We start from the raw sequence: 13,080 nt of genomic DNA on the forward strand, positions 1-13,080 counted from the left end.
GCAATCGGTCTGCGGCCGGGTGCGCGCGTCGTCGTCGCGATGTCCGGCGGAGTCGATTCCTCCGTCGTTGCCGCACTGATGAAGGAAGCGGGCTACGACGTCGTTGGCGTCACGCTCCAGCTTTACGATCATGGTGCCGCGATCCAGAAGAAGGGTGCGTGCTGCGCGGGCCAGGATATCCACGACGCGCGCAACGTCGCCGACCGGATCGGCATTCCGCATTACGTGCTCGACTACGAAAGCCGTTTTCGCGACGCGGTGATCGACGAATTCGTCGACAGCTACACGCGCGGCGAAACGCCGATCCCGTGCATCCAGTGCAACCGCACGGTCAAGTTCCGCGATCTGCTGGCGGTCGCCAAGGATCTCAACGCCGAAGCGCTGGCGACCGGGCATTACGCGCGCCGCGTGGCGGGGCCGGAGGGTGCGGAGCTTCATCGCGCCGAGGACGACACGCGCGACCAAAGCTATTTCCTGTTCGCGACGACGCGCGAACAGCTCGATTTTTTGCGCTTCCCCTTGGGCGCCATGCCCAAGACGCAAGTGCGCGCCGAGGCCGAACGTTTGGGCCTGCCCGTCGCTTCCAAGCCCGACAGCCAGGACATCTGCTTCGTGCCCGACGGCAATTACGCCAAGCTCGTCGAGCGTTTGAAACCCGGTGCGGCGGAGCCCGGCGACATCGTCGATCTGCAGGGCAATGTGCTGGGCCGCCACGAAGGCACGATCCATTACACGATCGGCCAGCGGCGTGGGTTGGCGTTGTCGCAATCGCGCGGTCCCGATGCCGAGCCGCTTTACGTCCTGCGCGTCGATCCCGAATTGAAGCGCGTGGTCGTCGGTCCGCGCGAAGCGCTCGCCGAACGGCGCGTGGCATTGGCGGGTGTGAATTGGCTCGGGCCGCGCGCGATCGAAGCGGCCGATGTCGCCGTGAAGATCCGCTCCACCACCTCGCCCAAGCAAGCGCATCTCGAACGCGGGGAAGGGGACAAGGCTGAGCTTGTTCTGGCTGAGCCGGAGTACGGTGTCGCCGCCGGCCAAGCCGCCGTGTTCTATGACGGTCACCGCGTGCTCGGTGGCGGCTGGATTCAGCGCAAGCAAAAGTAAAAAACGACGACTTTTCAAAATATTAAGGGCGTTACAATCTATATTGAGAATGCTAGTGCGAATCATTTGCATTTAAGATTCGCCGGTGCTATTTCACCCCCATGCGTCGCAGCAACTCGACTGCCCCCGTTGCCGCGCCCGCCGATACGCCGCCCGACGCCGAACTTACGGTCGACAGCCGCGAATTATTGGCGGGGCGGTCCGAAGTGAAGATCGTCCATGCCGGATCGATCTATCGGCTGAAGGTAACGGGTGCGGGAAAGCTGCTACTGACCAAGTGACCTAAACAATCTTCGACCCAGCCAGCCAGCCAAGCGGGGCGTAATGCTCCGGACAAGCCAGCCAGCAACGGTCTCCAAGTTCAAGGAGTCCGCCTATCATGTTGGCACGCCGTCCGGCGCTGAGCTGCGCCATCCCCGCTTTGCTCGTCTTCACCGCCGTCGCCCATGCGCAAACGGCGCCGGTCACGGCGCTCGACGCCGTCACCACCTCCGCCACGCGCACCGAAAAGGTCGCGGGCGACGTCGCGGGTTCCGTCTCGGTCGTCGACCGCGAGGAGATCGAGCGCCGCCAGCCGCAAAGCATCGACGATCTGGTCAAGGATATGCCCGGCGTCGAAACCAACGGCGTGCCGCGCAACACCGTGCGCCAGTTCACCGTGCGCGGTCTGTCGGACGAGCGCGTGGTGCTGCGCGTCGATGGCGTGCGCAACAATTTCAACGCCGGCCATCGCGGCCGCGTGTTCCTCGAACCCGATCTGCTGAAGAGCATGGACGTCTCGCGCGGCCCCGGCGCGCTGCTGTTCGGTTCGGGGGCGCTGGGCGGTGCGGTCAATATGCGCACGGTCGACGCCGAGGACATTCTGAAGCCCGGCGCCAATTTCGGCGGCCGCGCGCGCGTCGGCTACCAGACGAACAATTCCTCGCGCCTTGCAAGTCTGACCGGCGCTACCCGCGGCTACGGCGGCGAGATCGTCGGCAACGTCACGCGCCGCGGCAACGGCAACTACACGGACGGGCGCGGTATCGACATTCCCTATTCGGGCGACGAGGTGTGGAGCGGGCTGCTGAAGGGCGGCTACGACGTGGGCAACGGCCACAAGATCGGCATTTCCACGCTGCTCTACGCCGACGACCACACGATTCCGCGCGACGCCAATCTCGGCAACGCGACGACGACCAGCACGATCGTCGACCGCGACACGAAGCAGCGCAGCTTCTCGGTCAATTGGGCCTACGCGGCACCCTCGACGCCGCTGGTCGACCTGAAGACCGTCGTCTATCGCAACGAAGTCGATATCTACGAAAAGCGCGTCCTGCCCGCGACGGCGATCGAAAAGGACGACACCGATCTGCGCACCAACGGCTTCGACATCCAGAACACGTCGCGCTTCTCGCTGTTCGGCGCCGAGAAGAACGCGCTGACGATCGGCGTGGACGGTTATCGCGACGAGCAGTCGAGCCGGCGCAACGGCGCGCGCCGCACCGAATATCCCAACGCCGATCAAACCGTGTTCGGCACGTTCCTCCAGAACGAGATCGAGATCGGCAAGGTTACGATCGTGCCGGGCGTGCGCTACGACCGGTTCGAGCAATCTTCCTTCGGCAATCCGACGCAAAAAAGCGACGAGCGCGTGTCGCCCAAGGCGTCGGTCGCCTATCAGGTCACGCCATGGGCGGCACCCTACGTGTCCTACGCCGAAGCGTTCCGCGTGCCGTCGCTGACCGAGCGTTACGTCAGCGGCCAGCACTTCCCCGGCAACAATTTCGTGCCCAATCCGAATCTGAAGCCGGAAACGTCCTTCAACAAGGAAGGCGGCGTGAATTTCCGCTTCTCCGACGTGTTCGCCGCGCGCGACCGCCTGCGCGTGCGCGCCGCGTACTTCGTCAACGATCTGGAGGATTACATCCAGCAGGTCGTGGGATCGACGACGACGACCACGACCAATGTGCGCGAAGCGCGCATCCAGGGCTTCGAGGGCGAGGCGCGCTACGATTCGGGCCGCTGGTTCGGCACGGTCGGCACGTCGATCCTGCGCGGCGAGAACCGCGTGACGAAGCTGCCTTTGACCGACACGCCCGCCGACAAGGTGACGCTCGGCCTTGGCCATCGCTGGCTGGAATGGGGTTTGACGCTGGGCGGGCGCGTGACCGCCAGCGCGCGTCAGGATCGCGTGTCGGGCACGCAGCCAGTGACCGGCGGCTATGCCGTGTGGGATCTCTACGCGAGCTGGACGCCCGAAGACACGTTCCTGCGCGACTTCACGATCGACGCGGGCGTGGATAACGTCTTCAACAAGGTCTATCGCCGCTCCAACTGGAACTCGGCCACGCCGGCCGCGTTCTACGAAACGGGGCGCAACGCCAAGCTCGCGTTGACCTATAAGTTCTGACGCGATGGCGATGACGGCGACATCGCGATCCGGATTGGACCCGCGCGCGGCACTTGGTTCTCTGCTCGCGCACGGGCTCCTGTTCGGCGCGGTCGCCGCCGCGGCCACGCTGGGGGGCGTGGCCGCACCGCCATCGGAACGCGTGATCGAGTTGATCGAGATCGCGATTGCCGCGCCGAACGAAGCGCCCCTTGCGGCCCCCATCGAAGCGCCGGTCGTGACGCAAGCGGCGGCGCCCGAGCCCATCGTCGAGCCGGTTGCCGTCGAGCCACCGCCGCCCGTGCTTGAGCCGATCCTCGAGCAAGTCGCGGAACTGCCCGAACCGCCGCCGCCAATTGCCAAGCCGGTTCCGAAGCCGCGACCCAAGCCAGTGGCGCGCAAACCGGTCGAGGCGCCACCCGCACCGGCGCAAGTGCCCGAGCCCGTTCACGCCGCTGCGCCGACGCCCGCACCCGCGCCCATCGTCGCGGCACCCCTTCCAAGCGCCGCCCCGGAATCCGTGCCGCAAACAGCCGCCGCGGCGGCACCGGCGGCGAACGAAATCATGGTCACGACCGACGCGCGGTTCCGCGCGCGGCCGGCCGCCCCGGAATATCCGCCGCGCGCGCGCCAAATGGGCGTCGAAGGCACCACGGTGCTGCGCGCGCTCGTCGGCGAAACCGGCGACACGCTCGAACTCGTCGTCTGGCAAGGCTCCGGGATGCGCCTGCTCGACGAAGCCGCCTTGGCCGCCGCGCGCCAATGGCGGTTCGAACCGGCTCGGCGCGGCGACCGGCTGCTCACCGCCTGGGTCGAAGTGCCGGTGCGTTTCATTTTGCGTTGACGAAGGGAGTCATCATGTCCGTCCAACCGATCCAAACCGATCTCGCCGCGCGCCGCGCCGCTTTGCTCGCCGCCGAACCCAAGCTGCGCGCCTACGATGTGGCGCAGAAGCTGGGCGTGGGCGAAGCAGCACTGCTACCGATCGACAACTCCGCCGTCGTCACGCGCCTCAAACCCGAATTCACCGCGATGTTGGCGCGTTTCAAGGACCTCGGCCGTGTGATGGCGCTGACGCGCAACGAATCCGTCGTGCACGAACGCAAGGGCGTGTACGAGAATTTCTCGGCCGATGGTGGCCATGTCGGTCTCGTGCTCGGGCCCGATATCGATCTGCGCCTGTTCCTCGGCCAGTGGAAATTCGGCTACGCAGTGGCGCCGAAGGATGCGCAGCGCCACCCCAGCCTGCAATTCTTCGACGCTTCCGGCGACGCCGTGCACAAGGTGCATGCGCTGGCGGAGACCGACATGGCAGCGTGGAACCGCTTGGTCGCGGATTTCACGGCGCCTGCCGAAGTCGAAGCGCCGATCTTCGCCGCGCGCGCCGCGAAGAAGGCGGAAAAGCCCGATGCCGAGATCGACGCCAAGGCGCTGCGCGACGGCTGGAAATCGCTGAAGGATACGCACGACTTCTTCGGTTTGGTGCGCAAAGTTGGCGCCTCGCGCCTGCAAGCGATGCGCTTGGCGGGCACGGAATTGGCGCAGCCTTTGGCGCCGTCCGATCTGCGCGCGACGCTGGAGCGTGCTTCGGCGAGCAACACGCCGATCATGGTGTTCGTCGGCAATCCCGGCTGCATCCAGATTCATACCGGGCCCGTCTCCAAGATCGTGCCGATGGGTACGTGGATCAACGTGATGGACCCCGCATTCAATCTGCATCTGCGCGAGGACCGCATCGGCTCGGTCTGGCTAGTGCGCAAGCCGACGAGCGACGGCGTCGTCACCTCGGTCGAAGTGTTCGACAAGCAGGGCGAGAACATCGCCATGTTGTTCGGCGCGCGCAAACCCGGCAAACCCGAACTGCCCGAATGGCGCGAACTCGCCGAATCGCTGGTCGGCCGCGCGGCCGCCTGACGCGATGCGCAACCTTCTCCTTGCGGCGGCGCTGACTGTTGCCGGCGCCGTTCCGGCTTTCGCCGAGCCGCCCCAGCGCATCGTCGTCGCGGGTAACGGGCTGACGGAGATCGTCTACGCACTGGGCGCGGGCGATCGCGTCGCCGCGGTCGATACGACCAGCCTATACCCGAAGCGCGCGCAGGAATTGCCGAAGGTCGGTTATCTGCGCGCGTTGGCGGCGGAAGGCATTCTTTCGCTCAAGCCGGATTTGCTGCTCGTGACGGACGATGCGGGCCCGCCGGCGGTGTTGGCGCAGATGGCGAGGGCGGGATTGCGCGTGGTGAAGGCGCGCGAAGGACATTCGGCCGAGATTTTGGCCGAACGCGTTCGAATGGTCGGTTCGATCCTCGAACGCGGCGATGCGGCGGACGAATTGGAACGGGGCCTCGCGGCGGATTTCGCGACGCTCGCCCAATCGCTCGCCGCGTCGCCGACGCGTCCGCGAATCGTGTTCGTGCTGTCGGCGGGCGGCGGGGCGCCTCTCGCGGCGGGCGCGGAAACCTCGGCCGAAGCGATCTTCAAACTCGCGGGGGCGGTCAACGCGATCGATGGCTACAAGGGCTATAAGCCGCTTTCGGCCGAAGCGTTGGCGGGCTCGGGCGCCACGGTGATCGTCACCGTCACGCATTCGTTGCAAGCCTTGGGCGGCGAAGCGGCGATGCGCGGTCTTCCGCAATTCGCCGGTGCCAAGAGTATGCGCGTCGTCGCGTTCGATGGCGATTATTTGCTCGGCTTCGGCCCGCGCACGGCGCATGCGGCGCGCGACTTGGCGGCCGCGCTGCGCCCGAACGAAACGATCGCCAAGCTGCCCGAACGGCCCTGGGTTGCCGCACCATGACGATGCGCCCGGTCGTCGTCGCGGGGGCGTGGTTGTTGGCGGCGTGTCTGGCCGCCTTGTCGCTGGGGCCGTCGCGCATTCCGCCCACCGACGTGGCGGTGGCGTTGCTGCATGGCGCCGGATTGGATTTCAGCGTCGACGAGCGCACGCTCGCCATCGTCGCCTCTCTTCGTTTGCCGCGCATGCTGATGGCGGCGCTGGTCGGCGGCATGTTGGCGTTGGCGGGAGCGACGTTGCAGGGTCTGTTCCGCAATCCGCTCGCCGATCCGGGCGTGCTCGGCATCACCGGTGGCGCCACGCTCGGCGCCGTTACGGCGATCTTCTTTGGGGCGAGCGCCATGGGCGGGGCCGTTTTGCCGCTGGCGGGATTCGCCGGCGCGCTTGCGGCCGCGATCGCGGTCGATCGATTGGCGCGCGTCGACGGACGCATTCCGGTCGCGTCGCTGCTGCTGTCGGGCATCGCGCTCGAAGCCCTGTCGCGTGCGCTGACCGGCGTGTTGATCTACGCCTCCGACGATCGGCAGTTGCGCGACATCACCTTGTGGCTGCTGGGCAGTTACGCCGGCGCCTCGTGGGATCGCTTGATGCTGATCGCACCCTTCGCGCTTCTGGCGGCCGGCACATTGCCGTTTTTCGCGCGCGGCCTCGACGCGCTGATGCTGGGCGAGCGCGAAGCGGGGCATCTCGGCATTCCGGTCGAAACGTTGAAGCGCTTGGCCGTCGGCGTCGCGGCGTTGGGCGTGGGCGCCGTGGTATCGGTCGCGGGACCGGTTGGTTTCGTCGGCTTGGTCGTGCCGCATCTCGTGCGATTGACGCACGGGCCCGGCCATCGCCGCTTGATCCCGCTCGCGGCGGCTTATGGCGCGGCGTTGTCGGTCGCGGCGGATACGCTCGCGCGCATCCTCGTCGCGCCGGCCGAGCTACCGGTCGGTCTCGTCACCGCGGCGATCGGCGCGCCCTTCTTCGCCTTCCTGATCCGGCGCGAGAAGCGCCGCTTGGCCGCATGATCCGCGCGACCGGCATCGTCGTGCGCCGCGCCGGGCGCAACCTTGTGGACGGCGTTTCGCTGTCGCTGGGCGAGGGCGAGTTCCTCGGCCTGCTCGGGCCCAACGGGGCGGGAAAATCGACATTGCTGCGCGTATTGGCGGGCGAGTTTCCGCCCGAAAGCGGCGGCGTCGAGATCGACGGCGCCGATCTCAAATCCTGGCCGCGTGCGGATCTCGCGCGCCGCCGCGCCGTGCTACCCCAGCATGCGGCCGTGGCGTTCGATATCGACGCGCGCGCGATCGTCGAACTCGGCCGCCTGCCACATGAAGGGCGCACGACCAAAGCGGCGGATACGCAAGCCGTGAACGACGCGCTCGATGCGTGCGACGCCGTGCCCCTCGCATCGCGCGGCTATGCGGCGCTGTCGGGCGGCGAGCAGCAGCGCATCCAACTGGCGCGCGCCTTGGCGCAGATCGGCGGCACGCCGAAGCCGTTGCTGCTGCTGGACGAGCCGACCTCGAGCCTCGATCTTTCGCATCAGCATGCGGTCTTGAACCTCGCCAAGCGCGTCGCCGCGCAAGGCGGCGCGGTGCTGGCCGTGCTGCACGATTTGTTTTCGGCGTCGCTGCATTGCCGGCGCGTCGCGGTTCTCGAACGCGGTCGGCTGGTCGCGCGGGGAACGCCCGAAGAAGCGCTCACGCCCGATCTTGTGCGGCGCGTATTCGGCGTCGACTCGCGTTGGATCGATCTACCCGGCGGGCAGCGGGCGCTGGCGACCTACCCGATCGCGGCCTAGACGAAGCTTTCGCCGTGGGCGAGGGGCTTGAGCCCCAAATGCGCCGCGATGCTTTGGCCGATATCGGCGAAGCTCGACCGAATACCGATATCCTTGCCCGCCACACCGGGCCCGAACCACAGCACGGGAATATGCTCGCGCGTGTGATCCGTGCCCTTGAAGGTCGGGTCGCAGCCGTGATCGGCGGTCAGCACGGCGATATCGCCCGGCTTCATCGCCGCGCGGAACGCCGGCAGCGCCGCATCGAATTCCGCCAAAGCGCGCGCATAGCCGGGCACGTCGCGCCGATGCCCGTAGAGTGAGTCGAAATCGACGAAATTGGTCATCACGAAGGCGCCGTCCGGCGCTTGCGTCAGCGCTTCCATCGTCGCCGCCATCAACGCCGCGTTGCCGTCGGCTTTGATTTCCTTGGTCGGGCCGCTATGGGCGTAGATATCGCCGATCTTGCCGATCGCGTGCATCTCGCGCCCCGCCGCCTTGGCGACGTCGAGCAACGTAGGGGCGGGCGGCATCACCGCGTAATCCTTGCGATTGCCGGTGCGTTTGAATTCGCCCGCTTTCTCGCCGACGAAGGGCCGCGCGATGACGCGACCGATGCGATAGGGCTGAACCAGCTCGAACGCGATCTTGCAGACGTCGTAGAGTCGTTGGAGGCCGAAATGCGTTTCGTGCGCGGCGATCTGGAACACGGAATCGGCCGACGTATAGACGATCGGCTTGCCCGTGCGGATATGTTCTTCGCCCAACTCGTCGAGGATCGTCGTGCCCGAGGCGTGGCAATCGCCGAGCAAACCGGGCAAGCGCGCCTTCGCGATCAGGGCTTGCGTCAATTCGGCGGGAAAACTCGGCACGGTGTGCGGGAAATAGCCCCAGTCGAATTCGACCGGCACGCCCGCGATCTCCCAATGGCCCGAAGGCGTGTCCTTCCCGTGCGAACGCTCGCGCGCGGCACCGTAGAGCCCTTCGGGGGCGGGGCCCGCATACGCGCGGCCCGTGGCGCGCGCATGGGCCGCGTCCAGACCCAGGCGCACGAGATTGGGCACCGACGGCGCCTGCGCATTCTTGATGCTGCCCCAGGTATCGGCCCCCGCATCGCCGAACTTCGCGGCGTCAGGGGCGGCGCCGATCCCGAAGGAATCCATCACCAGAACGAACGCGCGGGCCATCACATCCCCAGGGTTTCGCGCACGACCGGCGGAGCGGCTTGCGCATCGCCAAGAGTATACGCCGCGATCAGCGTACGCGCCGCTTTTTCGGCCGACGCCGCGTCGCGCGCATGGAGAATCGCGATCGGCCGATCGGGGCCGATTTCGGCACCCGTATTCGCGATCTCCGCAAATCCGACGGCATGGTCGATGGCTTGCGCCGGATCGACGCGCCCGCCGCCAAGTTCCAGCACGGCGATGCCGATCGCGCGCGTGTCGATCTTCGCGACGACGCCTTTGGCCGGCACAAAAACGGGCCGCACGATCGGCGCTTTCGGGAGATAGGAATCGACGCGTTCCAGAAAATCCTTTGGCCCGCCGAGACCGGCGACCATACGCGCGAAACGCTCGGCCGCTTGGCCGGATGCCAACGCGGCTTCGATCTTCGCTTCGGCTTGGGCGCGCGGCGCCACACCCGACAGATCGAGCATCTCGACCGCCAGCGCCTTGGTGACGCCGTGCAAGCGCGCGTCGCGTTCGCCTTTCAAATACGCGACCGCCTCACGCATCTCCAGCGCGTTGCCGGCCGTGCGGCCCAGCGGGCGGTCCATATCGGTCAGCAGCGCGCGCGTGCGAAGCCCGGCGCCGTTCGCGACATCGACGATGCTTTGCGCCAGCGCTTTCGCGTCGTCGAATTTCGCCATGAAGGCGCCCGAGCCGAACTTCACGTCCATCACCAACGCGTCGAGACCCGCCGCGAGTTTCTTCGACAGGATCGACGCGGTGATCAGGCCGATCGATTCGACCGTGCCGGTCACGTCGCGGATCGCGTAAAGCCGCTTATCGGCGGGGGCGAGATCGGCGGTTTGGCCGATGACGGCGCAGCCCGCGTCGCGCACCACGCGGCGGAACAGCGCCAGATCGGGTTTGGCCGAATAGCCGGGAATGCTTTCGAACTTGTCGAGCGTGCCGCCGGTGTGCCCAAGACCGCGCCCCGATATCATCGGCACGAAGGCACCGCAGGCCGCGACCATCGGGGCGAGCATCAGGCTCACCTTATCGCCCACGCCGCCCGTCGAATGCTTGTCGACGATGGGGCCGGGCAGGTCTTCGCCCTTCCACGACAGCACTTCGCCCGAATGCGTCATCGCGCGGGTCAGCGCCACGCGTTCGGCGTTGTCCATGCCGTTGAGGAACAGCGCCATCGCGAGCGCGCCGACCTGCGCGTCGGCCAAACCCTTGCCGTCGGCGATGCCCTTCACGAGGAACTCGATTTCGGAATCGGACAAGCGCAAACCGTCGCGCTTCTTGCGGATCACTTCCTGCGGCAGCATGTCAGTAGCCTTTGGCGGGCACGGGGGCGGCTTCGCCGTCGAGATCGGCGAGCAACGCGTCGAGCAGGCCCGACGCGCCGAAGCGGAACGTCGCCGGTGTCGCCCAATCGGGGCCGCGCATCTCGTCGGCGAAAGCGAGATAGGCGGCGGCGTCGGCCAGCGTGCGCACGCCGCCGGAGATCTTCACGCCGACGTCGCGATAGGGATTACGCGCCGACACTTCGAGCAGCACGCGCGCCGCGTCGGGCGTGGCGCCGATCTCGATCTTGCCGGTCGAGGTCTTGAGGAAATCGGCCCCCGCCTCGACGATCTCACCGCAGGCGCGGTCGAGCTTGTCGAGGGCGGGAAAGGCGCCGCTTTCGACGATGACTTTCAGCGTCGTCGTGCCGCAGGCCTCGCGCACGCGCGCGACGACCGTCACGGCGGGCACCTTCTCCCCGCGCAGCCAGCGTTTATAGGGGAAGACCACGTCGATCTCGTCGGCGCCGTCCGCCAGCGCGGTCTTGGTCAGCGCGACGACATCGGCGGCCGGTTCCAGTCCGCCCGGGAAATTCACCACGGTCGCGATCTTGATGCCGGTACCCGCCAGCGCCGTCTTGGCTTGGGCGACGAATTTCGGCCACAGGCAGACGGCCGCGACATTGCCGTGTTTGGTCTGTGCCCGCGCGCAAAGCTTGGCGATCGCGGCTTCGTCGTCGCCGTCGTTGAGGCTGGTGAAGTCGAGACAGGCGAGGGCGCGGCGCGCGAGGTCGCTCATGCCCGTACCAGATCAGGCAAAGCGGCCGGGATCAAGCGGTCGAGCTTCTCGGCGCAGAGTTTCGCGATACGCTGCGTATGATCGTGAGACAGATGCTGGTTTACGCGCATGCCCGCCGCGAGATTGGTGACGGCGCTGATCGTGGCGACGCGAAGCCCGCAATGGCGCGCGACGATCACCTCGGGCACGGTCGACATGCCGACGATATCCGCACCCAGGCCCCGCAGCGCGCGGATCTCCGCCGGCGTTTCGAAATTGGGACCGAGATACCAAGCGTAAATGCCTTCGGGCAGCGCGATGCCGAGCTTCGCGGCCTGCGCCTTCAGCACGTCGCGCAGCTTCGGGTCATAGGCGTCGGTCATCGCCACGAAGCGCGGGCCCCATTCGTCGTCGTTGGGGCCTTGCAGCGGCGACCAGCCCGCCCAGGAAATATGATCTTCAATCAGCAGCAGCGAGCCTTCGTCGCTCGCCGGATGGAACGAGCCCGCCGCGTTGGTTAGCAGAAGTTTTTCGACTCCCAGCGACTTCAGCGCGCGGATCGGCGTTTTGATTTGCGAGGCATCCGCGCCTTCATACACATGCGCGCGGCCTTGCAGCACGATCGCGTCGACGCCCGCGATTTTCCCGGCGATCAAACGGCTGGAATGGCCTTGCACCTTGCTGACCGGAAAGCCGGGGATCTCGGCATAAGGCAGCACGCGTGCGTCGGCGATCGTGTCGGCGATGCCGCCAAGGCCCGAGCCGAGCACGATGGCGATCTTGGGCGAAAGACCCTTTAGCAGCGGGCGGATCGCGTCGGCGGCTTTTGCGGGGGACAAACTCATTTCTCCTTGGCGTAGGGAATGCCGCTGGCCTTGGGCGCCACGGCTTTGCCGACGAAGCCGGCGAGCAGCAGCACCGTCAGCAGATAGGGCAAGGCCTGGATCGCCTGCACGGGCACGACGCCCACGACCGGCAGGGCGACACCTTGCAGGCGGCCTTGCAGCGCGTCGGCGAAGGCGAACAACAGACAGGCGAGGACGGCGGGCACCGGCATCCATTTGCCGAAGATCAATGCGGCGAGTGCCAGGAACCCGCGCCCGGCGGTCATCTCGCGCTGGAAGGCCGACGCCATCGCGGTGGCGAGATAGCTGCCCGCCACGCCGCACAGCACGCCCGTGCAGATCAGCGCGCGATAGCGCAGCCACGCGACCGAAATGCCGGCCGTGTCGACCGCGTGCGGATTTTCGCCCACAGCGCGCAGGCGCAGACCGAAACGCGTTTTGAAAATCACGAACGAGACGATCGGCACGATCGCGACGGTCAGATAGACAAGCGCGTTGTGGCCGGAGATGAGACGCGCATAGATCGGGCCGATGATCGGCGCTTGGCCGATCGTCTCGGCGAAGGGCAGGACGATGGGGGCGAATCTCGCGGCACCCGACAGCGCCGGGGTCTGGCCGCCTTCGCGGAACCAGGCGAAGGCGAGCACGGCGGTGAGGCCGACGGCCAACACGTTCAACGCCATGCCCGACACGACCTGATTGCCGCGATGGGTGATGCAGGCGAAAGCATGGATCATCGAGAACGCGACCGCGACGACGATTGCCGCGAGCAAGCCGATCCAGGCCGAGCCCGACAAGGCCGCGACCGTGCCGGCGGCGAAGGCGGCGGCGAGCATCTTGCCTTCGAGGCCGATATCGACCACGCCCGCGCGTTCGGCGAACAAGCCCGCCAGCGCGCACAGGATCAGCGGGATCGACAAGCGAACGGTCGAGGCGAGCAGCGAGACGAGTTGAACGAAATCGTCCAT

At 66.9% G+C, this 13,080-nt stretch carries 13 protein-coding genes; 8 read left to right on the forward strand and 5 right to left on the reverse strand.

Annotation, left to right across the window (positions count from 1 at the left end; all coding sequences use genetic code 11):
- Nucleotides 1-39: 39 nt before the first annotated feature.
- From mnmA to J0H39_06965, 8 genes are all read left to right on the forward strand, one after another.
- Complete coding sequence (gene mnmA, locus J0H39_06930; protein ID MBN9496470.1) at nucleotides 40-1,104, forward strand: tRNA 2-thiouridine(34) synthase MnmA; 1,065 nt, start codon at nucleotides 40-42, stop codon at nucleotides 1,102-1,104.
- Nucleotides 1,105-1,205: 101 nt separating this feature from the next.
- On the forward strand, nucleotides 1,206-1,385 hold the full coding sequence (locus J0H39_06935; protein ID MBN9496471.1) for a hemin uptake protein HemP: 180 nt from the start codon (nucleotides 1,206-1,208) through the stop codon (nucleotides 1,383-1,385).
- Nucleotides 1,386-1,483: 98 nt separating this feature from the next.
- Complete coding sequence (locus tag J0H39_06940; GenBank protein ID MBN9496472.1) at nucleotides 1,484-3,496, forward strand: TonB-dependent hemoglobin/transferrin/lactoferrin family receptor; 2,013 nt, start codon at nucleotides 1,484-1,486, stop codon at nucleotides 3,494-3,496.
- A gap of 10 nt (nucleotides 3,497-3,506) precedes the next feature.
- Nucleotides 3,507-4,319: a TonB family protein gene (locus tag J0H39_06945; protein ID MBN9496473.1), complete on the forward strand. Its 813-nt coding sequence runs from the start codon at nucleotides 3,507-3,509 to the stop codon at nucleotides 4,317-4,319.
- 14 nt (nucleotides 4,320-4,333) lie between these two features.
- The gene (locus J0H39_06950) at nucleotides 4,334-5,389 is read left to right on the forward strand and encodes a hemin-degrading factor (GenBank protein MBN9496474.1); all 1,056 of its coding nucleotides are present in this window, start codon (nucleotides 4,334-4,336) and stop codon (nucleotides 5,387-5,389) included.
- A 4-nt stretch (nucleotides 5,390-5,393) separates the two neighbouring features.
- A complete protein-coding gene (locus tag J0H39_06955; protein ID MBN9496475.1) occupies nucleotides 5,394-6,269 on the forward strand; it encodes an ABC transporter substrate-binding protein in 876 nt (291 codons plus the stop codon).
- Nucleotides 6,266-7,276 carry an iron ABC transporter permease gene (locus J0H39_06960; GenBank protein ID MBN9496476.1) on the forward strand — a complete coding sequence of 337 codons (1,011 nt, stop codon included), beginning with the start codon at nucleotides 6,266-6,268 and terminating at the stop codon, nucleotides 7,274-7,276. The genes J0H39_06955 and J0H39_06960 overlap by 4 nt, the downstream gene beginning before the upstream one ends.
- Nucleotides 7,273-8,052, forward strand: coding sequence for a heme ABC transporter ATP-binding protein (locus J0H39_06965; GenBank protein MBN9496477.1), 780 nt, complete (start codon nucleotides 7,273-7,275; stop codon nucleotides 8,050-8,052). The genes J0H39_06960 and J0H39_06965 overlap by 4 nt, the downstream gene beginning before the upstream one ends.
- Here the strand turns inward: J0H39_06965 and J0H39_06970 are convergent.
- Genes J0H39_06970 through J0H39_06990 form a run of 5 tightly spaced genes read right to left on the reverse strand, consistent with a single transcriptional unit; the run spans nucleotide 8,049 to nucleotide 13,080 of the window.
- Entirely contained in the window at nucleotides 8,049-9,218 is a 1,170-nt protein-coding gene (locus tag J0H39_06970; protein ID MBN9496478.1) for a phosphopentomutase, read from the reverse strand. The two genes, J0H39_06965 and J0H39_06970, sit on opposite strands and share 4 nt — an antisense overlap.
- Nucleotides 9,218-10,531 (reverse strand): thymidine phosphorylase, encoded by a 1,314-nt coding sequence (gene deoA / locus J0H39_06975; GenBank protein MBN9496479.1) that lies wholly within the window; start codon nucleotides 10,529-10,531, stop codon nucleotides 9,218-9,220. Before deoA ends, J0H39_06970 begins: the two co-directional genes overlap by 1 nt.
- A 1-nt stretch (nucleotide 10,532) precedes the next feature.
- Nucleotides 10,533-11,288, reverse strand: a complete 756-nt coding sequence (gene deoC / locus J0H39_06980) for a deoxyribose-phosphate aldolase (GenBank protein MBN9496480.1) — start codon at nucleotides 11,286-11,288, stop codon at nucleotides 10,533-10,535.
- A complete protein-coding gene (locus tag J0H39_06985) occupies nucleotides 11,285-12,112 on the reverse strand; it encodes a purine-nucleoside phosphorylase (protein MBN9496481.1) in 828 nt (275 codons plus the stop codon). Before J0H39_06985 ends, deoC begins: the two co-directional genes overlap by 4 nt.
- On the reverse strand, nucleotides 12,109-13,080 hold the full coding sequence (locus tag J0H39_06990) for an ABC transporter permease (GenBank protein ID MBN9496482.1): 972 nt from the start codon (nucleotides 13,078-13,080) through the stop codon (nucleotides 12,109-12,111). Before J0H39_06990 ends, J0H39_06985 begins: the two co-directional genes overlap by 4 nt.

This window comes from Alphaproteobacteria bacterium (assembly GCA_017308135.1).
Classification (GTDB): Bacteria; Pseudomonadota; Alphaproteobacteria; order CACIAM-22H2; family CACIAM-22H2; genus Tagaea.

Bases quoted from the DNA above. Each gene is read 5' to 3' on its own strand.
- mnmA (MBN9496470.1), top strand. From the start codon at position 40: ATGTCCGGCGGAGTCGATTCCTCCGTCGTTGCCGCACTGATGAAGGAA.
- J0H39_06935 (MBN9496471.1), top strand. From the start codon at position 1,206: ATGCGTCGCAGCAACTCGACTGCCCCCGTTGCCGCGCCCGCCGATACG.
- J0H39_06940 (MBN9496472.1), top strand. From the start codon at position 1,484: ATGTTGGCACGCCGTCCGGCGCTGAGCTGCGCCATCCCCGCTTTGCTC.
- J0H39_06945 (MBN9496473.1), top strand. From the start codon at position 3,507: ATGACGGCGACATCGCGATCCGGATTGGACCCGCGCGCGGCACTTGGT.
- J0H39_06950 (MBN9496474.1), top strand. From the start codon at position 4,334: ATGTCCGTCCAACCGATCCAAACCGATCTCGCCGCGCGCCGCGCCGCT.
- J0H39_06955 (MBN9496475.1), top strand. From the start codon at position 5,394: ATGCGCAACCTTCTCCTTGCGGCGGCGCTGACTGTTGCCGGCGCCGTT.
- J0H39_06960 (MBN9496476.1), top strand. From the start codon at position 6,266: ATGACGATGCGCCCGGTCGTCGTCGCGGGGGCGTGGTTGTTGGCGGCG.
- J0H39_06965 (MBN9496477.1), top strand. From the start codon at position 7,273: ATGATCCGCGCGACCGGCATCGTCGTGCGCCGCGCCGGGCGCAACCTT.
- J0H39_06970 (MBN9496478.1), bottom strand. From the start codon at position 9,218: ATGGCCCGCGCGTTCGTTCTGGTGATGGATTCCTTCGGGATCGGCGCC.
- deoA (MBN9496479.1), bottom strand. From the start codon at position 10,531: ATGCTGCCGCAGGAAGTGATCCGCAAGAAGCGCGACGGTTTGCGCTTG.
- deoC (MBN9496480.1), bottom strand. From the start codon at position 11,288: ATGAGCGACCTCGCGCGCCGCGCCCTCGCCTGTCTCGACTTCACCAGC.
- J0H39_06985 (MBN9496481.1), bottom strand. From the start codon at position 12,112: ATGAGTTTGTCCCCCGCAAAAGCCGCCGACGCGATCCGCCCGCTGCTA.
- J0H39_06990 (MBN9496482.1), bottom strand. From the start codon at position 13,080: ATGGACGATTTCGTTCAACTCGTCTCGCTGCTCGCCTCGACCGTTCGC.